The sequence below is a fragment of the Xanthomonas protegens genome, from assembly GCF_038442435.1.
Taxonomy (GTDB): Bacteria; Pseudomonadota; Gammaproteobacteria; order Xanthomonadales; family Xanthomonadaceae; genus Xanthomonas_A; species Xanthomonas_A sontii.
Genome location: NZ_JAQJCQ010000005.1, coordinates 132,627 through 157,641 on the forward strand (window position 1 = coordinate 132,627; position 25,015 = coordinate 157,641).

At 70.2% G+C, this 25,015-nt stretch carries 22 protein-coding genes and 1 riboswitch; of the genes, 19 read left to right on the plus strand and 3 right to left on the minus strand.

Translation table 11 applies throughout. The annotated features are described in order from the left end of the window. The first annotated feature begins 69 nt into the window (after positions 1–69). The 5 genes from PIQ37_RS07935 to ribD all read left to right on the plus strand — a co-directional run bounded on the left by PIQ37_RS07935 (position 70) and on the right by ribD (position 4,219). Entirely contained in the window at positions 70–594 is a 525-nt protein-coding gene (locus PIQ37_RS07935; protein WP_342073045.1) for an RcnB family protein, read from the plus strand. Positions 595–715: 121 nt separating this feature from the next. Then, positions 716–1,984: a serine hydroxymethyltransferase gene (gene glyA / locus PIQ37_RS07940; RefSeq protein WP_342073046.1), complete on the plus strand. Its 1,269-nt coding sequence runs from the start codon at positions 716–718 to the stop codon at positions 1,982–1,984. 105 nt (positions 1,985–2,089) lie between these two features. Beyond that, positions 2,090–2,620: a transcriptional regulator NrdR gene (gene nrdR / locus PIQ37_RS07945; protein WP_010340907.1), complete on the plus strand. Its 531-nt coding sequence runs from the start codon at positions 2,090–2,092 to the stop codon at positions 2,618–2,620. 4 nt (positions 2,621–2,624) lie between these two features. Then, a complete protein-coding gene (locus PIQ37_RS07950) occupies positions 2,625–3,107 on the plus strand; it encodes a GNAT family N-acetyltransferase (protein ID WP_342073047.1) in 483 nt (160 codons plus the stop codon). Beyond that, positions 3,104–4,219, plus strand: coding sequence for a bifunctional diaminohydroxyphosphoribosylaminopyrimidine deaminase/5-amino-6-(5-phosphoribosylamino)uracil reductase RibD (gene ribD, locus PIQ37_RS07955; RefSeq protein ID WP_342073048.1), 1,116 nt, complete (start codon positions 3,104–3,106; stop codon positions 4,217–4,219). The genes PIQ37_RS07950 and ribD overlap by 4 nt, the downstream gene beginning before the upstream one ends. Before the next feature lie 122 nt (positions 4,220–4,341). Here the strand turns inward: ribD and PIQ37_RS07960 are convergent, their stop codons facing one another. Next, a complete protein-coding gene (locus tag PIQ37_RS07960; RefSeq protein WP_342073049.1) occupies positions 4,342–4,968 on the minus strand; it encodes a hypothetical protein in 627 nt (208 codons plus the stop codon). A gap of 221 nt (positions 4,969–5,189) precedes the next feature. Then, a riboswitch (FMN riboswitch) is annotated at positions 5,190–5,353 on the plus strand. 79 nt (positions 5,354–5,432) lie between these two features. Here PIQ37_RS07960 and PIQ37_RS07965 point away from each other — a divergent pair. The 14 genes from PIQ37_RS07965 (at position 5,433) to PIQ37_RS08030 (ending at position 22,716) form a co-directional block, all read left to right on the plus strand. Next, the gene (locus PIQ37_RS07965; protein ID WP_342073050.1) at positions 5,433–6,032 is read left to right on the plus strand and encodes a riboflavin synthase; all 600 of its coding nucleotides are present in this window, start codon (positions 5,433–5,435) and stop codon (positions 6,030–6,032) included. Positions 6,033–6,147: 115 nt separating this feature from the next. Further along, the gene (ribB, locus tag PIQ37_RS07970) at positions 6,148–7,281 is read left to right on the plus strand and encodes a 3,4-dihydroxy-2-butanone-4-phosphate synthase (protein ID WP_342073136.1); all 1,134 of its coding nucleotides are present in this window, start codon (positions 6,148–6,150) and stop codon (positions 7,279–7,281) included. 102 nt (positions 7,282–7,383) lie between these two features. Continuing rightward, a complete protein-coding gene (gene ribH, locus PIQ37_RS07975) occupies positions 7,384–7,851 on the plus strand; it encodes a 6,7-dimethyl-8-ribityllumazine synthase (protein ID WP_017910047.1) in 468 nt (155 codons plus the stop codon). After that, complete coding sequence (nusB, locus tag PIQ37_RS07980; RefSeq protein ID WP_342073051.1) at positions 7,848–8,327, plus strand: transcription antitermination factor NusB; 480 nt, start codon at positions 7,848–7,850, stop codon at positions 8,325–8,327. Before ribH ends, nusB begins: the two co-directional genes overlap by 4 nt. Before the next feature lie 108 nt (positions 8,328–8,435). Next, entirely contained in the window at positions 8,436–9,410 is a 975-nt protein-coding gene (gene thiL / locus PIQ37_RS07985; protein WP_342073052.1) for a thiamine-phosphate kinase, read from the plus strand. 222 nt (positions 9,411–9,632) lie between these two features. Next, positions 9,633–11,216 carry a CocE/NonD family hydrolase gene (locus PIQ37_RS07990; protein ID WP_407136601.1) on the plus strand — a complete coding sequence of 528 codons (1,584 nt, stop codon included), beginning with the start codon at positions 9,633–9,635 and terminating at the stop codon, positions 11,214–11,216. A 997-nt stretch (positions 11,217–12,213) separates the two neighbouring features. Next, complete coding sequence (locus PIQ37_RS07995) at positions 12,214–13,734, plus strand: outer membrane beta-barrel protein (RefSeq protein WP_342073053.1); 1,521 nt, start codon at positions 12,214–12,216, stop codon at positions 13,732–13,734. Positions 13,735–14,026: 292 nt separating this feature from the next. Next, a complete protein-coding gene (locus tag PIQ37_RS08000; protein ID WP_010341961.1) occupies positions 14,027–14,119 on the plus strand; it encodes a potassium-transporting ATPase subunit F in 93 nt (30 codons plus the stop codon). Between the two features lie 16 nt (positions 14,120–14,135). Further along, positions 14,136–15,854, plus strand: a complete 1,719-nt coding sequence (gene kdpA, locus PIQ37_RS08005) for a potassium-transporting ATPase subunit KdpA (RefSeq protein WP_342073054.1) — start codon at positions 14,136–14,138, stop codon at positions 15,852–15,854. Between the two features lie 10 nt (positions 15,855–15,864). After that, complete coding sequence (kdpB, locus tag PIQ37_RS08010) at positions 15,865–17,934, plus strand: potassium-transporting ATPase subunit KdpB (RefSeq protein WP_342073055.1); 2,070 nt, start codon at positions 15,865–15,867, stop codon at positions 17,932–17,934. A gap of 39 nt (positions 17,935–17,973) precedes the next feature. Next, positions 17,974–18,603, plus strand: coding sequence for a potassium-transporting ATPase subunit KdpC (gene kdpC / locus PIQ37_RS08015; protein WP_407136602.1), 630 nt, complete (start codon positions 17,974–17,976; stop codon positions 18,601–18,603). 66 nt (positions 18,604–18,669) lie between these two features. Further along, a complete protein-coding gene (locus PIQ37_RS08020; RefSeq protein WP_342073056.1) occupies positions 18,670–21,348 on the plus strand; it encodes a sensor histidine kinase KdpD in 2,679 nt (892 codons plus the stop codon). After that, positions 21,338–22,066 (plus strand): response regulator transcription factor, encoded by a 729-nt coding sequence (locus PIQ37_RS08025; protein ID WP_342073057.1) that lies wholly within the window; start codon positions 21,338–21,340, stop codon positions 22,064–22,066. The genes PIQ37_RS08020 and PIQ37_RS08025 overlap by 11 nt, the downstream gene beginning before the upstream one ends. 149 nt (positions 22,067–22,215) lie before the next feature. Continuing rightward, positions 22,216–22,716, plus strand: coding sequence for an AAA family ATPase (locus PIQ37_RS08030; protein ID WP_342073058.1), 501 nt, complete (start codon positions 22,216–22,218; stop codon positions 22,714–22,716). Positions 22,717–23,080: 364 nt separating this feature from the next. Here PIQ37_RS08030 and PIQ37_RS08035 read toward each other — a convergent pair whose 3' ends face one another. Together PIQ37_RS08035 and PIQ37_RS08040 are read right to left on the minus strand one after the other, a co-directional pair. Beyond that, positions 23,081–24,466, minus strand: a complete 1,386-nt coding sequence (locus PIQ37_RS08035; RefSeq protein WP_342073059.1) for an FAD-binding oxidoreductase — start codon at positions 24,464–24,466, stop codon at positions 23,081–23,083. After that, entirely contained in the window at positions 24,463–25,014 is a 552-nt protein-coding gene (locus tag PIQ37_RS08040) for a metal-dependent hydrolase (protein WP_342073060.1), read from the minus strand. Before PIQ37_RS08040 ends, PIQ37_RS08035 begins: the two co-directional genes overlap by 4 nt. Position 25,015: the final 1 nt, after the last annotated feature.

The window sequence follows — 25,015 nt, forward strand, 5'->3', positions numbered from 1 at the left end:
ATTCCAGCAGGAGACGGTTCAGACGAAAACGGCCTAAATGCAACCGCCACACCACGTGACGGAGTTGCCATGAACATGAAACGCATTGCCACAATCGCCCTCTCGTCCGCGCTGGCGCTGGGTTTCATGGCGCCATCCGCATTCGCCTGGGGTCCGGGCGGTCCGGGTCCCGGCCCGGGCTGGGGCCCGCCGGGCCCGCCGGGTCCTCCGGGTCCTCCGGGGCCGCCGCCCCCGCCGCCGGGACCGGGTCCGCGCGACCATGGCTGGTACGACCGCGGCTACCGCGACGCCGATCGCGAGCGCTACTGGCGCGACCGTGAGCGCGACCGCCGCGACGCCCGTCGCGCCTACGACCGCGGCTACCGCGACGGCTATCGCAACGGCCCCGACGTCGTCTACTACCGCCCGGGCCCGCCGCGCTGGGCGCGCGGCCAGCGCTACTACGGCCCGAACTACGTGGTCTACGACTACGACCGTTACCAGGTCCGGCGCCCGCCTTACGGCTACCGCTGGGTGCGCGACGACACCGGCAACCTGCTGCTGGTCGCCATCGCCACCGGCATCATCGCCGACCTGGTGCTCAGCGGCCGCTGAGCCCTGCTGCGGCATCGCCAGACGGCCTCCTTCGGGAGGCCGTCTGCGTTTTGGTTCGCCCTCGGCCGCGCGCGGGGCTTAAACTAGTCGTCTGCCTTCTGTCCATGCCCCTGGAGACCCGATGTTCCCGCGCGACGCCCGCATCGAAACCTACGACCCCGACCTGGCCCGCGCCATCGCCGCCGAAGCCGGCCGCCAGGAAGACCACGTCGAGCTGATCGCCAGCGAGAACTACTGCAGCCCGCTGGTCATGGAAGCGCAAGGCAGCCAGCTGACCAACAAGTACGCCGAAGGCTATCCGGGCAAGCGCTACTACGGCGGTTGCGAATTCGTCGACGTCGCCGAGCAGCTGGCCATCGACCGGGTCAAGCAACTGTTCGGTGCCGACTACGCCAACGTGCAGCCGCACAGCGGCTCGCAGGCCAACCAGGCGGTTTACTTCGCGCTGCTGCAGCCGGGCGACACCATCCTCGGCATGTCGCTGGCGCACGGTGGCCACCTGACCCACGGCGCCAAGGTCAACGCCTCCGGCAAGTTGTTCAACGCCGTGCAGTACGGCGTCAACGACCAGGGCCTGATCGACTACGACGAAGTCGAGCGGCTGGCCCTGGAACACAAGCCGAAGATGGTGGTGGCGGGTTTCTCCGCCTACTCGCAGGTGATCGACTGGGCGCGCTTCCGCGCCATCGCCGACAAGGTCGGTGCCTACTTCTTCGTGGACATGGCGCACGTGGCCGGCCTGGTCGCCGCCGGCGTCTATCCGACCCCGCTGCCGCACGCGCACGTGGTCACCTCCACCACCCACAAGACCCTGCGCGGCCCGCGTGGCGGCATCATCGTCGCCAGTGCCGCCGGCGCCGGCGACAAGCTCGAGGACCTGTCCAAGAAGCTGCAGTCGATCGTCTTCCCCGGCATCCAGGGCGGCCCGCTGATGCACGTGATCGCGGCCAAGGCGGTGGCGTTCAAGGAAGCGCTGGAGCCGGAGTTCACCAGCTACCAGCAGCAGGTGGTGAAGAACGCGCAGGCCATGGCCAAGAGCCTGATCGCGCGCGGCTACAAGATCGTCTCCGGCGGCACCGAGAACCACCTGATGCTGGTCGACATGATCGGCCGCGACGTCTCGGGCAAGGACGCGGAAGCGGCGTTGGGCAAGGCGCACATCACCGTCAACAAGAACTCGGTGCCCAACGACCCGCGCTCGCCGTTCGTGACCTCGGGCCTGCGCCTGGGCACCCCGGCGATCACCACCCGCGGCTACCAGGAACAGGATTGCGTCGACCTGGCCAACTGGATCGCCGACGTGCTCGACGCCCCGGCCGACGACACGGTGCTGGCGCGCGTGCGCGACGCGGTGACCGCGCAGTGCCGCAAGTATCCGGTGTATGGCTGAGCGGCGGGGATTGGGGAGTCGGGATTCGGGATGGGGCGTAAGCTCCTGTCCTGAGGTGCGCGCCTTTTCCAATCCCCAATCCCCAATCCCCAATCCCAGCCCCTGATGCACTGCCCCTTCTGCCAGCACACCGATACCCGGGTGATCGATTCGCGCGTGTCCGAGGACGGCGCGACGATCCGCCGGCGTCGCGAGTGCGAGGCCTGCGGTGAGCGCTTCAGCACGCTGGAGACGATCGAACTCAAGCTGCCGACGGTGATCAAGAGCGACGGCGGGCGCGAGGCGTTCGATGCGCGCAAGCTGCGCACCAGCTTCGACCGCGCGCTGCAGAAGCGGCCGGTGGCCGAGGAGCAGATCGAGGCGGCGGTGCGCGCGGTGGTGCACCAGTTGCGCATGTCCGGCGAACGCGAACTGCCCTCGATCCGGGTCGGCGAGTACGTGATGGCCGAGCTGCGCAAGCTCGACCACGTCGGCTACGTGCGCTTCGCCTCGGTGTACCGCAGCTTCCAGGACGTGGCCGATTTCCGCGAGGAGATCGAGAAGCTCGAGCGCGAGTTGCCGGTCGGCAGCGAGCAGTTGCCGCTGCTGGACCTGGTGCGCGCGGCCAAGCCGGGCGACAAGACCGGCAAGCGCTGAGCGCATGCGCATCGTCTGTCTGGCCGAGGCGGCGCAGCACATCCCCGCGCTGGCGCAGGAGCATCTGCAGGCCTTCGGCCCGCTGCTGCCGGAGTGGAACGTGGTGGAGGCCGAGACCGACCTGCGCAGCCACCGCGACGACCGCCGCATCCCGACCAGCTGGATCGCCCTGGACGGCGAGGACTGGCTGGGGTCGGTGAGCCTGCTGCAGAACGACGACGCGCGCATCCGCCAGTTTTCGCCGTGGCTGGCGACGCTGTACGTGCGGCCGCAGGCGCGCGGTGCCGGCGTCGGCGCCGCCCTGGTCGCGCACTGCGTGCAGGCTGCCGCGCGCTTCGGCGTGCAGTGGCTGTACCTGTACTGCGAGCCGGTGCTGGTGCCGTTCTACGAGCGCCTGGGCTGGCAGCGCCATGCCGACCTGCCGCTGGGGTTGCTGCAGATCGTGGTGATGCGCCGCGACGTCAGCGCTGCCACCGCATCCGCATGAGCGCCGACGCCGTCCCCGGCTTCTCCGCCGACGACCATCGCTGGATGGCGCAGGCCCTGCGCCTGGCCGAGCGCGGCGCCTACACCACACGGCCCAACCCGATGGTCGGCTGCGTGATCGTGCGCGACGGTGTCGTGGTCGGCGAGGGCTTCCACCAGCGCGCCGGCGGGCCGCACGCCGAGGTGTTCGCGCTGCGCGCCGCCGGCGAACGCGCCCGCGGCGCTACCGCCTACGTGACCCTGGAGCCGTGCGCGCACTACGGCCGCACCCCGCCGTGCGCGCTGGCGCTGATCGAGGCCGGGGTGGCGCGGGTGGTGGCGGCGATGGCCGACCCGTTCCCGCAGGTCAACGGCGGCGGCTTCGCGCTGCTGCGAGAGGCTGGCATCGCGGTGCAGGCGGGCCTGATGGACACGCAGGCTCGCGCGCTCAACCGCGGTTTCCTGTCGCGGGTGGAGCGCGGCCGGCCGTGGCTGCGGATCAAGCTCGGCGCCAGCCTGGACGGGCGCACCGCGCTGGCCAGCGGCGAGTCGAAATGGATCACGGGACCGGCGGCGCGCCAGGACGTGCAGCACTGGCGCGCCCGCGCCGGCGCCATCCTCGCCGGCGCCGGGACCGTGCTGGCCGACGATCCGGCGCTGACCGTACGCCTGGACACGGCGATCGAGGTGGCCCCGCCGCTGCGCGTGGTGCTGGACGCACAGCTGCGCAGCCTGGCGCAGGCCAAGGTCCGCGACGGCAGCGCGCCGACCCTGTACCTGCATGCGCCGGACTGCGCACCACCGTCGCTGGATCATGCCGCGTTCGCCGCGGTGCCGCTGCACGACGGCCGCTGCGACCTGCACGCGGCGCTGCGCCTGCTCGGCGAGCGCGGCATCAACGAGGTGCAGGTCGAGGCCGGGGCGACGCTGAGCGGCGCACTGCTGTGCGCCGGCCTGGTCGACGAGGTGCTGGTGTACATGGCGCCGCTCCTATTGGGGGATACCGCCCGTCCGCTGCTGGCGGGGCTCGGCATCGAGACCATGGCGCAACGCGTACCGCTGCAGTTGCAGGACGTGCGCCAGCTCGGCGACGACCTGCGCCTGCTGCTGCGGCCGGCGGCTGTGGATGCCTGACAAGGACGCTGCCGGCCACGGTGGCCTGCCTTTCCATACGATCGACGGCGATGTATTACCGGTAATCGAGTGCAAAAAGAAAGGTCCCGCTCGGGACCTTTCTTGATGGAGCTGTTTCGCGATCAGAAGCTCGCGCGCACGCCCAGCCAGCCCTGGTTGCTGTGCTCGACGAACCGGAACTCGGTCACCAGACCCCAAGTCCGGGTGACGTTGACCTGGCCGCCAAGCACACCGACGAACTTGCCCTGCTTCATCGCGTTGCCGTCGAAGTAGCCGCCCTTGATCCAGGCTTCGGTGCGTGCCGACGGCTTGCCGCGAACGCCAGCAGTGACCTGTCCGATGTTGGCATGGTCCTTGGTCGTATAGCGGTCGCCGAGGAAATTCGACTTGAGTTCGAGCTGGCTGCGCTGGAACGCCGCATCGGCGACGAAGTCCAGTTTCTCGGTGAATTCCATGTGGTAGCCGATGCCGATCTCAGAATCGCTGGCGATGTACTTTTCGGTCAGGTCGTGGCTGCCGTCGTCGAAGATCGAGTAGTACCGGGTGTCGGTAACGCGGGTGTAGCCGCCGAACACGAAAACCTGGGGTGCAATGGCGACGGAGCCTCGCACATAGGCACCATCGAGAGCATCCGATTTCGGGTCAAGGCGCGAGTAGCCGGCTTCGACATAGGTGTAGCTCAGGCCCTCGGCCGACGCAGCAAAGGGTGCGGCCGCCAACAGGGCAGCCAGGATCAGGGTGTTGCGCATGGGTGGTGCTCTCCGAATGAATGGCAGTGTCGGTGCCCCGTTGCAGGGCGGACACGGGCGACGTCTCTGTCGCCTTAAATATATTAACAAATATTTCACATTGCTGTATTGGGGGGGGTAGGCATGCTGCGCGATGCAGTGTCCTGTCCTGATCGCCAGTGCGGATCGGGCCCGCCTGACCGCGCCTGCTAGAATGCCCAGGCCGGTTCGCCGGCGACCACAAACGTCTTCAGGGCGGGGTGCGATTCCCCACCGGCGGTAGGTGCGTTCGCGCACGAGCCCGCGAGCGCTTCCCGGCGCAGGCGCGACGCGCCGAATCGGGAAGGTCAGCAGATCCGGTGCGATGCCGGAGCCGACGGTATAGTCCGGATGAAAGAAGACGGCCTTCGCGCAGCCTTGCGGCTGTGCGCGTGCCTGTTTGCCTTGTGGCGTTTTTCGCTCACCCCATTGCGAGAAACGTAGCTATGTTCACCGGAATCATCGAAGGCGTCGGCCATCTCGCCGCACGCCAGCCGCAGGGCGGCGATCTCCGCTTAACCTTCGCCACCGGCAGCCTGCCGTTCGCCGACGTGCGCCTGGGCGAGAGCATCGCGGTCAACGGCGTGTGCCTGACCGTGGTCGCCTTCGACGCGGCCTCGTTCCAGGCCGACGCCTCCACCGAGACCCTGGCGCTGACCACGCTTGGCCGTCTGGCCGAGGGCGCGATACTGAACCTGGAGCGTGCGATGCGCCCCAGCGACCGCCTCGGCGGGCATCTGGTCAGCGGCCACGTCGACGGGCTCGGTGAGGTGCTGTCGATCCACGACGACGCGCGCGCGCAGCGCTGGCGCTTCGCCGCACCGGCGGCGCTGCTGCGCTACATCGCCAAGAAGGGTTCGATCTGCGTGGACGGGGTCAGCCTTACTGTCAACGAGGTCGACGCGGAGGGCTTCGAGGTCGCGCTGATTCCGCACACCGTGGCGCACACCGCGTTCGCGCAGACCGCCGTCGGCGCGGCGGTGAACCTGGAGATCGACCTGGTCGCGCGCTACGTCGAACGCCTGCTGCAGGGCCGCCAGGACTGATCCTGGCCGCGTCCGGCCTTCTGCCTATCCGCCACGCTGCGCCGCTGCCTGCGGCGCGCGCGGCACCTTCCGTCTTTCCGCGAGTCCCCGCATGTCGCCTTCCGTTATCCCGAGCCTGAATTTCGCCTCCGTCCCCGAGCTGCTGGAAGAACTCCGCGCCGGCCGCATGGTGGTCATCGTCGACGACGAGGACCGCGAGAACGAGGGCGACCTGATCATGGCCGCCGAGCTGGTCAAGCCTTCAGACATCAATTTCATGGTCACCCACGCGCGCGGCCTGGTGTGCCTGTCGCTGACCCGCGAGCGCTGCGCGCAGCTGGGCCTGGCGCCGATGGTCCAGCGCAACACCGCGCAGTTCCATACCAACTTCACCGTCAGCATCGAGGCCGCCGAGGGCGTCACCACCGGCATCTCCGCCTACGACCGCGCCCACACCGTGCGCACCGCGGTCAAACCGGACGCCAAGCCGCACGACCTCAGCCAGCCCGGCCACATCTTCCCGCTGATCGCCCAGCCGGGCGGGGTGCTGACCCGCGCCGGCCACACCGAAGCCGCCAGCGACCTGCCGATGCTGGCGGGGCTGGAGCCGGCCGGCGTGCTGGTGGAGGTGCTCAATCCCGACGGCAGCATGGCGCGGCGTCCGCAACTGGAGGCGTTCGCCCGCACCCACGGCCTGAAGATGGGCTCGATCGCCGACCTGATCGCCTACCGCCTGGCCACCGAGCACACCGTCGAACGCATCGACGAGCGGCCGATCGAGACCGAGTTCGGCGGCTTCACCCTGGTCACCTACCGCGACCGCATCGCCCACGACCTGCACTTCGCCCTGGTCCGCGGCACCCCGGATGCCGACACGCCGACCCTGGTACGGGTGCAGGTGGAGAACCCGCTGGCCGACCTGCTGCACTGGCGCCGCGACGATTTCGGCGTGGCCGCCAGCGATGCGCTGCGCGCGATCGCCGCCGCCGAGCGCGGGGTGATGGTGGTGCTGTCGGCGCCGCGCGACAGCGATGCGCTCCTGGCGCGGCTGCGCGCGCAGCCGGAGGCGGCGCACGGCAAGGACGTGGGGCAGTGGCGGCGCAACGGCGCCGGCAGCCAGATCCTGGCCGACCTGGGCCTGGGCAAGCTGCGCGTGCTCGGCACGCCGCGCCGGCAGATCGGCCTGGCCGGGTTCGGGCTGGAGGTGGTGGAGCATGTAGAGGTGGGGCAGGGAGTGGGGAATCGGGATTCGGGATTGGGCAAAGCGTGATCCCGGCGCCGGATCCGCTCTGGGCGAGCGGTTGTTCTCGCTCGCCCGGGTCCCGGCCTCCCTGCCTGCTAAACTCTCCCACCCCCTCAAGCTGCCACCGCCATGTCCCACTACGAAGGCGACCTCCGCACTCCCGAGTCGGCGCGTTTCGCGATCATCGCCAGCCGCTGGAACGCCCGTATCACCGACGTGCTGGTCGCCGGTGCGCGGCAGAGCCTGGCCGGCAACGGCATCGCCGATGACGCGGTGGACGTGATCCGGGTGCCGGGCGCGTGGGAGTTGCCGCTGGTCGCCGCCCGCCTGGCCGCGGCCGGCAAGCATGCCGCGATCATCGCGCTGGGTTGCGTGATCCGCGGCGACACCCGCCACTACGAACACGTGGCCGACGGCTGCGCCGAGGGCCTGCTGCGGGTGTCGCTGGATTTCCGCATCCCGGTGCTCAACGGCGTGCTCGCCGTGGAGCAGGTCGAGGACGCCGAGGCGCGTGCCGGCGGCAGCCATGGCAACAAGGGCGAGGAAGCGGCGCTGAGCGCGCTGGAGATGGTCAACCTGCTGGAGCTGCTGCCGTGAACAAACCCGCTGGCCACAAGCACCACCCACGCCGCGACGGCGTCGATCCGGTCCTGCGTTCGCGCGCGCGCCGGCGTGCGCTGCAGGCGATCTACGCCTGGCAGATTTCCGGCGGCAACGCCCAGCACGTGATCGCGCAGTTCGCGCACGAGCAGGCGCACGAGATCGCCGACCTGGTGTACTTCGAGAACCTGGTCGAAGGCGTGCTCAAGCACCGCGCCGAACTGGACGCGGCGCTGGTCGGCTACCTGGACCGCACGGTCGAGGAAGTGGACGCGATCGAGCGCGCGGTGCTGCGCCTGGCCGCCTACGAACTGCTGCACCGCATGGACGTGCCGTACCGCGTGGTGATCAACGAAGCCATCGAGACCGCCAAGCGCTTCGGCTCCGAACACGGCCACACCTACGTCAACGGCGTCCTGGACCGCGCCGCGCTGGAATGGCGCGCGGTGGAGTCGGGCGGCGGCGGCGCCTGACGGCGCGGGATTGGGCATTCGGGATTGGGGATTCGCAAGAGCGGCATTCCCGTCCGCGGACGCGCTTTTGCCAATCCCCACTCCCGAATCCCCACTCCCGGCCCTCCAATGCCCGAATTCGATCTGATCGAGCGCCTGCGCGCACGCAGTCGGGCGCGGGACGACCTGCCGCTGGGCATCGGTGACGACGCAGCGTTGCTGCTGCCGCCGCCGGGGGAGTTGCTGGCGATCACCACCGATACGCTCAACGCCGGGGTGCATTTCCCGGCCGAAACCGCGGCCGCCGACATCGGCTGGAAGACGCTGGCGGTGAATCTCTCCGACCTTGCAGCGATGGGCGCGCAGCCGCGCTGGTGCACCTTGTCGCTGTCGCTGCCGCAGGTCGACATGGCCTGGGTCGATGCGTTCGCCGAGGGCTTCTTCGCCCTCGCCGATGCGCACGGCATCGGCCTGGCCGGCGGCGACACCACGCGCGGGCCGCTCGCCTTGTCGGTCACCGCGATCGGCAGCGTGCCGGCGACGATGGCGCTGCGCCGCGATGCCGCGCAGCCGGGCGACGAGGTCTGGGTGACCGGCCAGCCGGGCGAGGCGGCCGCGGCGCTGGCGCTGTGGCAGGCCGGGCGCCTCGACGTGACCGCGCCGGCCGCCGATCCCGTGCACGAACGCCTGCGCCAACGCCTGCTGCGGCCGACGCCGCGGGTCCAGGTGGGCCTGTGCCTGCGCGGCCTGGCGCGGGCCTGCGTGGACGTCTCCGACGGCCTGCTGGCCGACCTGGAGCACATCTGCGCGCGCAGCGGCGTCGGCGCCGAACTGGGGCTGGCCGCGCTGCCGGCGGTCGCGGCCCCGGCCGACGCGGACCCTGCGCAGGTGCACGCCTGGCAACTGGGCGGCGGCGACGATTACGAACTGTGCTTCACCGCCGACCCGGCGCAGCGCGCCGCGATCGTGCAGGCGCTGCAGGCGCTCGGCGTGACGGCGACGCCGATCGGGCGCATCGTCGCCGGCAATGGCATCGCGGTGCGCGATGCCGACGGCCAGCGGTGGCAGCCGCCGCGAAGCGGCTACCAGCATTTTCTGAGTTGACCCGCGCGGCCTGAAGCGCGCGCCGGTCGCCGGCCACTGGGCCAGCACGTTTGGGCCGCCCGCCAAGGTCCTTCCATACCGTGCCGCACTGCGGCGTGAATATCGCCCGTACCCGGTGGTACGGTCCGCCTGCCCGGCCCCGTGTCGAGCCCTTGTCACCGTTCTGGCAGTACCGTTCCGGCAGCCGGCCATTCCGGTCCGGCGCCGCTTGGGAGGCAGTCCATGCGTATGTCCGTGTCACGTCGCATCGCCCTCGGCGCGATGTTGCTGGTGTTCTCCGCCGCTGCGGCCGCGGCCGGCTTCAGCAAGCAGTACCAGAGCATTCCCAGTTTCGACGGCACCAAGCTCGGCGCGCTCGTGCTGGTGCCGCAAGGGCAGGGACCAGGACCGTTCCCGCTGGTGGTGATGCCGGCCAGCTGGTCGCTGCCAAACCTGGAATACGTGGGCCGCGCCAGCGAACTGGCCAACGATGGCTACGTGGTGGTCAGCTACACCTCGCGCGGCTTCTGGGATTCGCAGGGGCTGATCGACATCGCCGGGGCACCGACGGTGGAGGACGTCAGCGCGGTGATCGACTGGGCGCTGGCCAACACCCCGGCCGACGCCAAGGCGATCGGCGTCTCGGGTATCTCCTACGGCGCCGGCACCAGCCTGCTCGCCGCCGCGCGCGACCCGCGCATCAAGGCGGTGGCCGCGCTCAGCGGCTGGGCCGATCTGCAGGCCTCGCTGTACGCCAACAGCACCGTGAGCCAGCAGGGTGTGGGCCTGCTGGTCGCCGCCGGTGTCGCCACCGGCCGGCCCGGTCCGGACCTGGCGCGGATCACCGCGCACGTGGCGCTAGGCGACTACGACGGCGCGGTGCAGGGCTTCCTGCCCAAGGCGGCCGAACGTGGAGTGATCAACGAGGTGCAGGCGCTCAACCGCAACGGCCCGGCGGTGCTGCTGGCCAATGCGTTCAACGACAGCCTGTTCCCGCCGAACCAGTACATCAACCTCTACAACCGGCTCAGCGTGCCCAAGCATCTGATGTTCAGCCAGGGCGACCACGCCACTGCCGAACTGCCGGGCGCGCTGGGCCTGCCGAACCAGGTGTATACCGAGGCCACGCGCTGGTTCGACCGCTACCTGAAGGGCCGCGACAACGGCGTGGACCGTGAAGCGCCGGTGCAACTATCGACCCTCGGCGGTACCTGGCTCAGTTATGCCGACTGGAACAGCGTCCAGGCCGGCGCCACCCGCTACGGCCTGACCGGCCCCAGTGGCCTGTTGTTGCCGACCGGGTCGCTGACCAGCGGCAACAGCAGCGGCTGGAACTACCGCATCGCCACCGGCGTGCCGACCCTGGCCGATTCCGGCGTGGTGATGGTCAGTGGCCTGCTGCAGGGCCTCGGCCAGCCGGTGACCACCTCGATCCCGCTGGTCAGCCGCGCCGGCGCCGCGGTGTGGAGCGGCCCGGTGCTGTCCAGCGACAAGCGCCTGGCCGGCGCGCCCTCGCTGCGGCTGACGGTGACCCCGAGCCAGTCCAACGTGTCGCTGTTCGCCTATCTCTACAGCATGGACGGCTCGGGTTCGGCGCAGTTGCTGAGCCATGTGCCGTACACCCTGCGCAACGCGACCCCGGGCACACCGGTGACGCTCGATCTGGCGCTGCAGGCGACCGCGGTCGAGATCCCGGCCGGCCGCCGCCTGGTGCTGGTGGTGGACACCACCGATCCGCGCTACACCTCGGCCAGCCGCTTCGGCGGCACCGTGAGCTTCAGCTCGCCGACGGCGACGCCGTCGTTTTTGAGCGTGCCGTTGCATTGAGGTAGTTCGGCGTTTCCCTTCTCCCTCGGGAGAAGGTGCCCCGCAGGGGCGGATGAGGGTGCGGGCGCAGCCTCGTGCAATTGGATCAGCGCAGCGCTTCGCGCGCCGGACCCTCACCCCAACCCCCTCTCCCGATTGGAGAGGGGCTTTGGCCTCTCCCTTCTCCTTCGGAAGAAGGTGCCCCGCAGGGGCGGATGAGGGTACGGGCGCAGCCTCGTGCAGTTGGATCAGCGCAGCGCTTCGCTTGCCGGACCCTCACCCCAACCCCTCTCCTGGCGGGAGAGGGGCTTTGGCCTTTCCCTTCTCCCCTCGGGAGAAGGTGCCCCGCAGGGGCGGATGAGGGTAGGGCGCAGCCTCGTGCAGTTGGATCAGCGCAGCGCTTCGCTTGCCGGACCCTCACCCCAACCCCTCTCCCGATGGGAGAGGGGCTTTGAGCTCTCCCTTCTCCCATCGGGAGAAGGTGCCCCGCAGGGGCGGATGAGGGTACGGCACCACGCATCGCCACACAGCGCGCACGCCACTCCCATTTCGCGCACGAATTTACGCAGCTTTTATTCGAACCGGCGCGCGCTTTGCAACGAAGATATTCGGCGATTCCTATACTTTCCGCGCTGACGACAGGGGTGTTTGCGTGGAATCGATGGCTGCAATCTTGAGCGTGTCGCTGCCCGCAACGGTCGTGTACGGATGCGTCGTATCGCATTCGGCGACGGCGCAACCATCTGGCCTTCGTACCAGGCGATGCGACACGCCATGCGCAGCGCGACGCCTCCATGGTTGCCGCAGCGCGTTGCAGCATCCGCCCCCACACGGTCGCGCGCGTTCGCTGCACGCGCATTGACCCGCTGACGCCGCCGCCGCGGCGCCGTATTCCAACGCCCTTGCCGCGATGCGCCGCCGAGCGCATCGCCAGCGATTGCGCGTGCGCGTGACGCGTCGGGCTGTCGTTGCCTCCCTCCACCCAAAGAAGGACGGCTCCTTGGGAGCCGAGAACCCGATGTCCATGAAGCTCCACCCCCTGCTCCTGTCCGTGGCCGTGCTGTGCGCTGGCCCCGCCGCTGCCGCTGGCTTGGCGGCGCCGGTTTCCGATGCGATGCCGACAGCGGCGCAGGACGTCGCCACGCCGCCGCCGGCGCGCAGCGCCGACTGTTCCAATGGCTTCTTCTCGCGCCTGGCCTCGGCCTATCGCGAGGATGCGCAACCGGCCGATCCCGATGCGCCGGCGCCGGCGCCGGCGCGTCGCGGCCTGGCGGCGCCGTTCTCCTCGCCGCCGTTCCCGTCGGCGGAATGGCAGCTCGGCGCGGTGGACTACCCGGTCGGCGTGCCCAACGAGAACGCGCAGTACCCGGTCGAGAAGGCGCTGGCGTGCACGCGCGTGGGGCAGTGGATGCAGCGCAACCGCATCGAGCTGTACGGCTGGATCAATCCCTCGCTCAACGCCAGCACGTCCTCGCGCAGCAACTACCCGCTGTCCTACTCCACGCGGCCCAATCGCGGCGAGTTCAACCAGGCGCTGATCCGCCTGCAGCGCGTGCCGGACACGGTGCAGACCGACCATGTCGACTGGGGCTTCCACCTCGACGACCTGTACGGCTACGACTACCACTACACCACGATGAAGGGCGTCACCAGCGACCAGTTGTTGCACCATCCGCAGCGCAACAGCGCGCTCAACGGCAAGATCTACGGCAACGATCCGATGATCGCGCACGTGGACCTGTACCTGCCTTCGGTGGCGCAGGGCATGCTGGTCACGGTCGGCCGTTACCTCTCGCTGCCGGACATCGAGGCGCAGTTCTCGCCGAACAACTACCTGCTGACCCATTCGATCCTGTACACGGTCGATGCCTATACCAACATGGGCATCCTCACCACCACCAAGCTCAACGACCAGTGGACGCTGCAGCTCGGCGTGCATGGCGGCGACGATTCGGCGATCTGGGACGCGACCAGCCGCCTGAGCGCGCAGGCCTGCCTGCGCTGGGTCTCCAGGAGCAACGACGACATGCTGTATCCGTGCGTGGAGTCGTACAACAACGCCGCGCAGACCTACAACAACCTGCAGGAGTTCGTGCTGACCTGGGGCCACCGCTTCTCGCCGAAGGTGCACATGCTCACCGAGGCCTACCACCTCTACGTGCGCGACCAGGCGCTGGCCACCGATCCGTCGCAGTCGCACGCGCCGACGGGCCGCCCCGGTTACGCGCTGGGCGAGGCACCGGACTTCCCGCTGGGACGCAGCACGGCCGATGCCATCGTCAACTACGTCAACATCCAGCTCGGCGCGTCGGACATGCTGGCGATCCGCAACGAGTTCGTGAACGATCACGACGGCCAGCGCACCGGCTTCGCTACGCGCTACTCCAGCCACACCATCGGCCTGACCCACTGGGTGTCGCAGGACCTGGAGATCCGCCCGGAGCTGCGCTATGAGCACGCCTACGATTTCCCCGCCTACGACGGCGGGCGCCGCAACCACCAGGCGACGGCGTTGATCGACGCGATCCTGCATTACTGAGGTCGTCGCGCGCTGCCGTGCAGGCGGCGGCGAGGCGCCGGCAGACGTGGCGCACGCGCCTGCGTCGCGCGGTTTTACGCAGAATTTATGCGTGCCGCGCGGCTTCGCCACGGAGAGTTTATGGCGACGGCTTCGATAATGCCGGCCTGGGCCAGAAGGCCTGTCCGACCCGGCGTGCGTCGCCATGTTGCGCTTCCCTTCTGCCTCCGTGCGCAGGCCGCGTACGGCGGTGTTCCCACGCGATTGCGGCCTGCCGTGCGGCGGGCCTTCCCTTTGTTTCGGAGTTGAGACCATGAGCGGTTGGCTTTCGTTCGTTTGCGGCGTGGCGGTGATCGTCGCGGCCGGTTACCTGCTGTACGTGATCCTGCGCCCCGAAGATTTCTGAGCCGAGTGCCATTTCCATGATCGATACATTGCTTGTCTATGCGCTCGCGCTGCTGCTGGGATGGCCGCTGGGCCTGTACCTGGCCAAGGTGATGCGCGGGGCGCCGATGCGCGGCGACGCGCTGTTCGGCTGGATCGAACGCCCGTTGTACCGCCTGCTCGGCACCGACCCGGCGCGCGGCATGCACTGGCGCGCCTATGCCGGCGCGTTCCTGGCCAGCAACCTGGTGCTGGGCGTGCTGGTGTTCGCGCTGTTCGTGACCCAGGCCTGGCTGCCGTTCAATCCCGATGCGGTGCCCAACATGCGCTGGGACGTGGCCCTGCACACCATGGTCTCGTTCCTGACCAACACCAATCAGCAGCACTACTCGGGCCAGGCGCAGCTGTCGTACCTGTCGCAGGCGGTGGGCGTGGTCGGCCTGCAGTTCATCACCCCGATGATGGGCCTGGCGCTGGTCGCGGCGACGCTGCGCGGCCTGTTCGGTGGGCGTGGCCAGGACGCGGCGCGCAAGGCGGCCGCGAGCGGCGGCGAGACGGCGCAGGAGGTCGATCTCGGCAACTACTGGGCCGACGTGATCCGTCCGACCCTGCGCTTCCTGCTGCCGCTGTGCCTGCTGTGGACGCTGCTGCTGACCCAGCAGGGCGTGCCTTCGACGCTAGCGGCCGGTCCGGTCGCCACGCCGCTGGACGCCAGCGCCGGCCAGCAGACGCAGAAGATCCCGCTCGGCCCGGTCGCGGCGATGGTGGCGATCAAGCAGCTCGGCACCAACGGCGGCGGCTGGTACGGCCCCAACAGTGCGATGGCGCTGGAAAATCCCACGCCGTTCTCCAACCTGCTGGAGATGCTGGGCATCGTGCTGATCCCGGTGGCGGTGGCGTTCATGGTCGGCCCCTTCACCGGGCGCCGCAAGTTCACTGCGCTGGTGTTCGGCAGCATGCTGGTGATGTCGTTGGCGTCCACCGCGGTGTCGCTGTGGGCCGAAGGCCACGCGCCCGGCAGTGCCGCGCTGATGGAAGGCAAGGAGGTGCGCTTCGGCGTCGATGCCTCGGCGGCCTGGTCGTCGCTGACCACGCAGACCTCCAACGGTTCGGTCAACGCCATGCACGATTCGCTGGCGCCGCTGACCGGTGGCGTGGCGATGGTCAACATGCTGATCAACGCGATCTGGGGCGGCATCGGTTGCGGCCTGCAGCAGTTCCTGGTGTATCTGCTGCTGAGCGTGTTCCTGGCCGGCCTGATGACCGGGCGCACCCCGGAGCTGTTCGGGCGCAAGATCGAGGCGCCGGAAGTGCGTCTGCTGGCGCTGCTGATCCTGCTGCAGCCGCTGGTGCTGCTCGGCTTCACCGCGATCACCCTGGCCCTGCCGGCATCGATCTCGGCGACCTCCAATCCCGGCTTCCACGGCATCAGCCAGGTGTTCTACGAGTACACCTCGGCCTTCGCCAACAACGGCTCCGGCTTCGAGGGGCTGGGCGATGGCATTCCGTGGTGGAACCTGAGCTGCACCGTGGTGTTGCTGCTGGGCCGCTATCCGGCGCTGATCGTGCCGCTGATCGTGGCCGCGCAACTGGCGCGCAAGCGGGTGGCGCCGGAAACCGGCGGCAGCCTGCAGGTGGAAACCCCGACCTTCGCGCTGACCCTGATCGCGGTCATCGCGGTCCTGACCGTTCTGCAATTCACGCCGGCCTTGGTGTTGGGACCGATCGCCGATCACCTGACCCTGGCCGCGCACTGAGACGACGACGATGAGCACCCCGCTTCCTTCTCCTTCCGTGGCCTCTTCGCCGGCGCGCCGGCCTGGGCTGTTCGATGCCGCGGCGCTGCGCGCGGCCTTGCGCGACAGCGTGCTGAAGCTGTCGCCGCGGCACCTGCTGGGCAGTCCGGTGATGGCCGTGGCGTTCGCCGGCACGCTGCTGTCGGCGCTGATCACCGTGTCCGGCCAGGGCCAGGCCGGCTTCGGCTGGGCGGTGACCGCGATCCTGCTGGTCACCGTGCTGTTCGGCAATTTCGCCGAAGCGGTGGCCGAGGCCCGTGGCCGCGGCCAGGCCGCCTCGCTGCGGCGTGCGCGCAAGGACCTGGTGGCGCGCCGGGTCGCCAGCGTGCGGCTGGACGGCGAGACCAGCGTGCCCGCCGCCGAACTGCGCCCGGGCGACCTGGTGGTGGTGTCGGCCGGCGAGCTGATCCCGGCCGATGGCGAGATCGTGCACGGCCTGGCCACGATCAACGAGGCCGCGGTCACCGGCGAATCCGCACCGGTGCTGCGCGAGGCCGGCACCGACCGCTCCGGCGTCATCGGCGGCACCAAGGTGCTGTCCGACGAGATCCTGGTGAAGGTCACCGCCGAGCCGGGCCACAGTTTCCTGGACCGGATGATCGCGCTGGTGGAAGGCGCCAACCGGCAGAAGACGCCGAACGAGATCGCGCTGACCATGCTGCTGGCGGCGATGACCCTGACCTTCCTGATCGTGGTCGCCTCGCTGCCGGCGATCGCCGGCTTCGTCGGCGTGCACGTGGATCCGCTGCTGCTGATCGCGCTGCTGGTGTGCCTGATCCCGACCACCATCGGCGGGTTGCTGCCGGCGATCGGCATCGCCGGCATGAACCGCGCGCTGTCGGCCAACGTGCTGGCCAAGTCGGGCAAGGCGGTGGAAGTGGCCGGCGACGTCGACGTGCTGCTGCTGGACAAGACCGGCACCATCACCCACGGCGACCGCCAGGCCACCGTGTTCCATGCGCTCAGCGGCGTGGACGTGGCGCAGCTGCGCGAGGCGGCGATGCTGTCGTCGCTGGCCGACCCGACCCCGGAGGGCAAGTCGATCGTGCGCCTGGCGCGCGAGCAGGGCCTGCCGCCGGCCGATCCGGCGGGCGCCGAGTTCGTCGCCTTCACCGCGCAGACGCGCATGTCCGGCGTCGATCTTCCGGCCAACGGCATGCAGCCGCCGCGGTCGATCCGCAAGGGCGCCGCCGATGCGCTGATCCGCCACGTCACCGCGCTGGGCGGGCAGGTGCCGGCGGAGCTGAAGAGCCGTGTCGAACAGGTCGCGCGCAGCGGCGCCACGCCGCTGGTGGTGGCCGAGGGCCGGCACGTGCTGGGCGTGGTCGAGCTGTCGGACGTGGTCAAGCACGGCGTGCGCGAGAAGTTCGCGCGGCTGCGCGCGATGGGCGTCAAGACGGTGATGATCACCGGCGACAACCCGCTCACCGCCGCGGCCATCGCCGCCGAGGCCGGCGTCGACGACTACATCGCCGAAGCCACGCCCGAGGACAAGCTGGCGCGCATCCGCCAGGAGCAGGCAGGCGGCCGCCTGGTGGCGATGGTCGGCGACGGTACCAACGACGCGCCGGCGCTGGCCCAGGCCGACGTCGGCCTGGCGATGAACTCCGGCACCCAGGCGGCCAAGGAGGCCGGCAACATGGTCGATCTGGATTCGGATCCGGCCAAGCTGCTGGCGGTGGTGGAAGTGGGCAAGCAGCAGCTGATCACCCGCGGCGCGCTGACCACCTTTTCGCTGGCCAACGACGTGTCCAAGTACTTCGCGATCCTGCCGGCACTGTTCGCCGCCTCGATCCCGCAGATGGCCGCGCTGAACGTGATGCGCCTGTCCAGCCCGACCAACGCGGTGCTCGCGGCGCTGATCTTCAACGCGCTGGTGATCCCGGCACTGATCCCGCTTGCCCTGCGCGGCGTGCGCTTCACCCCGTCCTCGGCGACCTCGCTGCTGCGCCGGAACATGCTGATCTACGGCGTGGGCGGCGTGCTGCTGCCGTTCGTCGGGATCAAGGTCATCGACCTGCTGCTGGTGGCGCTGGGCTGACCCCAGCGCCGATTCTCACGCTCCTTCGGAATTACCTCCATGACCGTGTCTTCCGTTTCCCTCCGCGAACCGATGCGCTGGCGCGCTGTGTTGGTGCTGCCGCTGCTGGTGCTCGCGTCCGCGGCGCTGTACTCGTTGCTGGCCACCGTGCTGGCCGGCGCGCTGTTTCCCGAGCAGGCCAACGGCAGCCTGCGCACCCACGAGGGCCGCGTGGTCGGCTCGGCGCTGGTGGCGCAGCCGTTCGCCGCCGCGGGCTACTTCCAGCCGCGTCCGTCAGGCGCCAAGTACGATCCGATGTCGGCGGCCGGCAGCAACCAGGCGCGCAGCAACCCCGACCTGCGCAAGCGCCTGGACGACACCCGCCAGGCGGTGGCCGCGCGCGAAGGCATCGACCCGGCGCAGGTCCCGGACGACCTGATCACCCAGTCCGGCAGCGGCATGGACCCGGACATCAGCGTGGACGCGGCGCAACTTCAGGTGGCGCGCGTCGCCGCCGCGCGCGGCCTGCCGCCGCAAACCGTCGCCGCCCTGGTCGCCGCGCAGACCCAGCCGCGCCAGTTCGGTGTGCTCGGCGAGCCGCGGGTGAATGTGTTGGCGCTGAATCTGGCCTTGGACGCGGCCGGGAATGGGGAAACGGGAATCGGGAGTGGGAAGGAGCAAAAGCAGTAGGGCGGATGGCCTGAGGCTGTACGCTTCGCGAATCCCCAATTTCGAATCCCCAAGCCCGGCCCTTCGATGCCCGACCCCCGCACCCAACAGGCCGACGCCCTGATCGGCGAACTGCAGCGCGAGCGCGGCGGGCACCTGACCGTGTTCCTCGGCGCGGCGCCGGGGGTCGGCAAGACCTACGCGATGCTGTCGCGCGCGCGGCAGTTGCAGCAGCAGGGCAGCAACCTGGTGGTCGGCGTGGTCGAGACCCACGGCCGCGCCGAGACCGCGGCGCTGCTGGAGGGCCTCACCGTGCAGCCGCGGCGGCGCCTGGAGTACCGCGGCCGCACGCTGGACGAGATGGACCTGGATGCGTTGCTGGCGCTGCGCCCGCCGCTGGTGCTGGTGGACGAACTGGCCCATCGCAACGCGCCCGGCAGCCGCCACGAGCGGCGCTGGCAGGACGTGCAGGAATTGCTCGACGCCGGCATCGACGTCTACAGCACGGTCAACATCCAGCACCTGGAAAGCCTCAACGACGTGGTCCACCGCATCACCGGCGTGCGCGTCAGCGAGACCGTGCCCGATGCGATCTTCGACCGCCTGCGCGACATCGTGCTGGTCGACCTGCCGCCGCGCGAGCTGATCGAGCGCCTGCAGCAGGGCAAGGTCTACCTGCCCGAGCAGGCCGGGCAGGCGCTGCAGGCGTTCTTCTCGCCGTCGAACCTGGCCGCGCTGCGCGAACTGGCGATGCAGACCGCCGCCGACCGCGTCGACAACGATCTGCGCGACGTGCAGGCCGCGCAGGGCCGCACCAGCGTGGCGCTGCGGCGTACGGTGATGGTGGCGATCGACGGGCGTGGCCAGTCCGACTACCTGGTGCGGGTGGCGCGGCGCCTGGCCGAACGCCGCGGCGCGCCGTGGACGGTGGTCACCGTGCAGACCCAGGCGCAGCCGGAGGCCGACTGGCAACTGGAGATCGACCGCGCCTTCGCCCTGGCACGCCGGCTCGGCGGCGAGGCTGCGCTGCTGCACGGCGCCAACGTCGCCGACACCTTGCTCGACCATGCCGCGCGCAGCGGCGTGTCCACGCTGGTGCTGGGCCGCACCCGCGAGCGCCCGCTGGCGCGCATGATCAACCGCACGCTGACCCAGCAGCTGCTGCAACGCGGTGCGCACTACGAACTGGTGATCATCAGTTCGCCGGAAGCGCGCGCGCGGGCGCGGCGGCGCTGGCGCAGCCCCGCGCACTGGCTGTCGCGCGACGACCTGCTGTTCGCCACGGTGGCCTCGGCGCTGGCGGTGGTAGTCGCCTGGATCGCCGAAAGTTGGGTCGGCATCGACGACCTGTCGATGGTGTTCATCGTCGCAGTGGTGATGGTCGCGTCGAAGACGCGGATGACCGCGGCGGTGCTGGCGGCGCTGCTGAGCTTCTTCAGCTACAACTTCTTCTTCATCGAACCGCGCTTCACCTTCCAGATCGGCGCGCGCCAGGGCGTGGTCACGGTGCTGCTGTTCCTGGTCGCCGCCCTGGTCGCCGGGCGCCTGGCCTCGCGCCTGCGCATGCAGGTGCTGGCGCTGCGCGCGGTCAATGCGCAGACCACCGCACTGCAGCGGCTGGGCCGCGAACTGACCAGCGCCGCCGACCTCGGCCAGGTGCTGGAGGCCGGGCGCCGCGCGCTCGCCGGCACCCTCGACGCCGAGGCCTGGCTGCGCCTGCAGCCGCTGGAGCGCGCGCATGACGGCGCCGACGACTACGCGCCGACGATGGCCGCGGTGGACCGCAGCGCCGCCGACTGGGCGCAGCGCCACGGCCAGGCCACCGGTCGCTTCACCGATACGCTGGCCGGCGCGAGCTGGTGGTTCCTGCCGGTGCGCCACGAGCGCGGCACCATCGGCGTGGTCGGGTTGCGCTTCGGCGCCGGCGTGCAGCGCCCGGGCCTGGAGCAGCAGCGCCTGGCCGAGGCGATGGTCGAGGACATCGGCCAGGCCGCGCTGCGCACGCGCCTGGTCGCCGACCTGGAGAGCGCGCGGGTCAGCGGCGAGACCGAGCGGCTGCGCTCGGCCCTGCTGTCCTCGGTTTCGCACGACCTGCGCTCGCCGCTGGCGGCGATGATCGGCGCGGCCAGCAGCCTGTCCAGCTACGGCAAGGCGATGGATGCGGACGATCGCCGCAGCCTGCTCGAGACGATCCAACTGGAAGGCGAGCGCCTGGACCGCTACATCCAGAACCTGCTGGACATGACCCGGCTCGGCCACACCGGGCTGACCTTGAACCGCGACTGGATCGGCGTGGACGAACTGATCGGCTCGGCCGCGCGGCGCCTGCAGCGCTACCAACCGCAGGTGCGCCTGGACATCGCCCTGGCTGCGGAGCTGCCGACGCTATGGGTGCACCCGGCGCTGGTCGAACAGGCGATCTTCAACGTGCTGGAGAACGCGGCCAAGTTCTCGCCGGCCGATGCGGCGATCCGCGTGGCCGCGGGCATGGTCGAGGGCCGCCTGCGCATCGACATCAGCGACCGCGGCCCGGGCATTCCCGAGGACGAGCGCGCGCGCATCTTCGACATGTTCTACAGCGTCGAGCGCGGCGACCGCGGCCGCCACGGCACCGGCCTGGGCCTGACCATCTGCCAGGGCATGATCGGCGCGCACGGCGGCAGCGTCGAGGCGCTGCCCGGCCCCGATGGCCGCGGCACCACGATCCGCATTACCCTGCCGCTCATCGAACCCGCCGCGCCGCCGTCTCGCCCCGATGCCGACTGAGTCCCACGCCGATCCGATTCCGCCGCCGCGCGTGCTGGTCATCGACGACGAGCCGCAGATCCGCCGTTTCCTCGACATCAGCCTGCGCGCGCAGGGCTACCGCGTGCTGCAGGCCGACACCGGCGCCGCCGGCCTGGCGCAGCTGGCCGCCCACGGCGCCGAACTGGTGGTGCTGGACATCGGCCTGCCCGACCAGGACGGGCACAGCGTGCTGCGCGAACTGCGGCAATGGTCGTCGGTGCCGGTGATCATGCTGACGGTGCGGGCCGGCGAGGACGAGAAGGTGCAGGCGCTGGACGCCGGCGCCAACGACTACGTGACCAAGCCGTTCGGCGTGCAGGAACTGATGGCGCGCATCCGCGTGCTGCTGCGCATGCAGCCGGTGGCCGGCGAGGCCGAGCCGGTGTTCGACGACGGCCACCTGCACATCCACCTGGGCCTGCGCGAAGTGCGCCTTGAAGGCGAGGCGCTGCCACTCAGCCGCAAGGAGTACGCACTGCTCGCCCTGCTGCTGCGGCACAGCGGCCGCGTGGTAACGCAGCCGCAACTGCTGCGCGAACTGTGGGGTCCCACCCACCAGGACGACACGCACTACCTGCGCATCCTGGTCGGCAAGCTGCGGCAGAAACTCGGCGACAGCGCGGTGGCCCCGCGCTACATCGCCACTGAGCCGGGCGTGGGATTGCGCTTCATCGGCGTGCAGTGCCCGCCCGCGTGATCTGTCGTGGCGGCCTCGCCTGGATCTGCGTAGGAGCGGCTCTAGCCGCGACCGGGGCATTGCCGGTGAAGCCAGGTCGCGGCTGAAGCCGCTCCTACGGCGGCAACGTGTGCCTGGAAGCCGGTGGAACGCGATAAACGGAAGAACAGATGACCTCGCGTTCCCATCCCATCGTGATCAACCCGGATCACTTCCTGCAAACGGAACGTGGTCGCGTGTGGACGTCGGAGCGCAACCAAGCCGCATGGCGGCAAAGCCATGACGCCCTGCAGGCGATCCTCGCCACGTCGTGTGAACCCGCCGGACCCTGGACAGTCGTCATCGTGTGCGGCCTGCAGGGCGCGGGAAAGACCACCTGGATCGCGCGGCAACCGGTGCGGCCATGCACCGTCTACTTCGACGCGGCGCTGCCCGGCGCTCGGCACCGGGCGCCGATCGTCGCCATCGCGAAAGCGGCCGGTGCCAGGATCGAGATCGTCTGGATCAAGGTCGCGTTGCCGATTGCGCTCGCGCGGAATCTGCAGCGGCCAGCGGACGAACAGGTGCCGGAGTCGGCGATCCGGTCCGTGGCCAGCCTGTTCGAAGCGCCGACGCTCGCCGAAGGCGCCGATCACGTCAGCGTGGTCAAGCCTGCCGAATGGGTGTCATAAAGTCAGTATGCGTGGCAGTGGTGTCCGGCACAGGGTGCACATCGCCGCCGCGCCACACATCGGTTGCCGACAGCGAAAGCGCATCTTGGGCGCAATGCCATTGCGTGTGCCGCGATCGCCTTGGTTCGTCGTAGGAGCGGCTTCAGCCGCGACCGTGGCATTGTCGGGGACGCAGGTCGCGGCTGAAGCCGCTCCTACGACGGCATCGCGGCATGATGACGTTGCAATGGATCAGCGCGCGAAAGACGCTGTTGCGATTCCCGATTCCCGATTCCCGATTCCCGATTCCCGATTCCCGAATCCCGAATCCCGAATCCCGGCTCTCAACAGCCGCCAGGCTGGTCATCCCGAATCCCGAATCCGATCAAGTCTCCGGCAACACCTTCCCCGGATTGAGGATCCCATCGGGATCCAGCGCCCGCTTGATCGCGCGCATCGCGTCAAGGGTCGCGGCATTGAAGGCCTGGTCCATGTAGTCGCGCTTGGCCACGCCGATGCCGTGTTCGCCGGACAGCGTGCCTTCCAGCGACAGCACCAGCGCGAACAGCCGCGGCAGGGCGGCCTGTGCGCGTGCGGTTTCGGCGGCGTCGTCGGGCGCGTACATGATGTTGACGTGCAGGTTGCCGTTGCCGGCATGGCCGAAGGCGACGATCGGCAGGTCGAACTCGGCGGCCAGCGCTTCCACGCCCGCGACCAGCTCGGGGATGCGCGATACCGGCACCACCACGTCTTCGTTGATCTTGCCCGGACGGATCGTGCGCAGCGCCGGCGACAGCGCGCGGCGCGCAGCCCACAGGCGGTCGCGCGCGCTGCCGTCGGCGGCCACGTCCAGCGCCAGCAGGCCCTCGCCCTCTGCCGCCGCACCCAACGCCTGCAGCGTGTAGGGCAGGGTGTCGTGGTCGCCGTCGGCCTCGATCAGCAGCATTGCGCCGGCCTCGGGCACGTCGCTGCCGTTGCGGCGCAGCAGCGCGATCGCGCTGCGGTCCATGAACTCGAGCATGGTCGGCGTGCTCGGCTGCGCCATCAGCCGCGACACCGCGGCAGCGGCGGCGGCAGCGTCGCGGTACAGCGCGCGCAGGCCGGCCTGCGCCAGCGGTCGCGGCGACAGCTTCAGCGTCGCTTCCACGATCAGCGCCAGGGTGCCTTCGCTGCCGACCAGCAGATGGGTCAGGTCGTAGCCGGTGGCGTCCTTGGTGTAGGCGCCGCCGCAGCGGATCAGCTCGCCGCTGCCGGTCACCGCGACCAGGCCGAGCACGTTGTCGCGGGTGGCGCCGTACTTCACCGCGCGCGGTCCGCCGGCATTGGTGGAGAGGTTGCCGCCGACGCTGCAGATCTCCGCGCTGGACGGATCCGGCGGCCAGAACAGCCCGTGCGGCGCCAAGGCCTGCTGCAGGTCGCCGTTGAGCACGCCGGGTTCGACCACCGCGCAGCGGTCGGCCGGGCGCAGTTGCAGGATGCGGTTCATGCGCGCGAACGACAGCACCACGCCGCCGGCGAACGGCACCGCGGCGCCGGCGGTGCCGGTGCCGGCGCCGCGCGCTACCAGCGGCACGCGGTGCGCGCGGCAGGCGCGCACGATCGCCTGCACCTGCTCGCGGGTCTGCGGCAGCGCCACCGCATCGGCCAGCGCCCAGCGCCGCGAATCGTCCTCGCCATAGCTGCGGCGGCTGTCGGCATCGGTGCGCCAGCCTTCGGCGCCGAGCAGGGCGGAAAGGGTGTCGGTGAGCGCGGTGGGCAAGGCGGTGGTCATGGCGAAGGTGGCGACGACGAAGTGGAGGGCGAGGGCGGCTGCAGCAGTTTCCAGGTGAGCACGGCCAGCGCCAGCGGCAGCCACACCCAGTGCAGTTCGGACCACAGCGTGGCCATGCCGCGCGCGCTGAAGAAACCGTTGGCGAACGGCGAGACCCGGATCGGCCGCCACGGCGCGAACCAGCGCTGTTCGCTCCACGGCCAGGTCAGGGCCACGCCGAGGCCGCCGGAGGTCGTCGCATCGAGCAGCGGATGCGAGGCGGTGCAGACGAACAGCCAGACGGCCGCCTGCAGCGCGCCGGCGCGCAGGGGCCGGTGCAGCGACGCGCCGAGCACGCCCAGTAGGGCGGCGAACAACAGCGAGTGGCTGGCGCCGCGATGGCCGAAGGCGTCGGCGTAGGGGATGTGCAGGGCGAAGCCGAGCACGTCGGCGTCGGGCAGCATCGCCGCGACGATGCCGGCGCCGAGCAGGCGCGTGGAAATGCGCCCGCGGTCGGCGGCGGCCCACAGTGCCAGCGGCACCGCGGCGTGGGTGAAGACGCTGGGCACC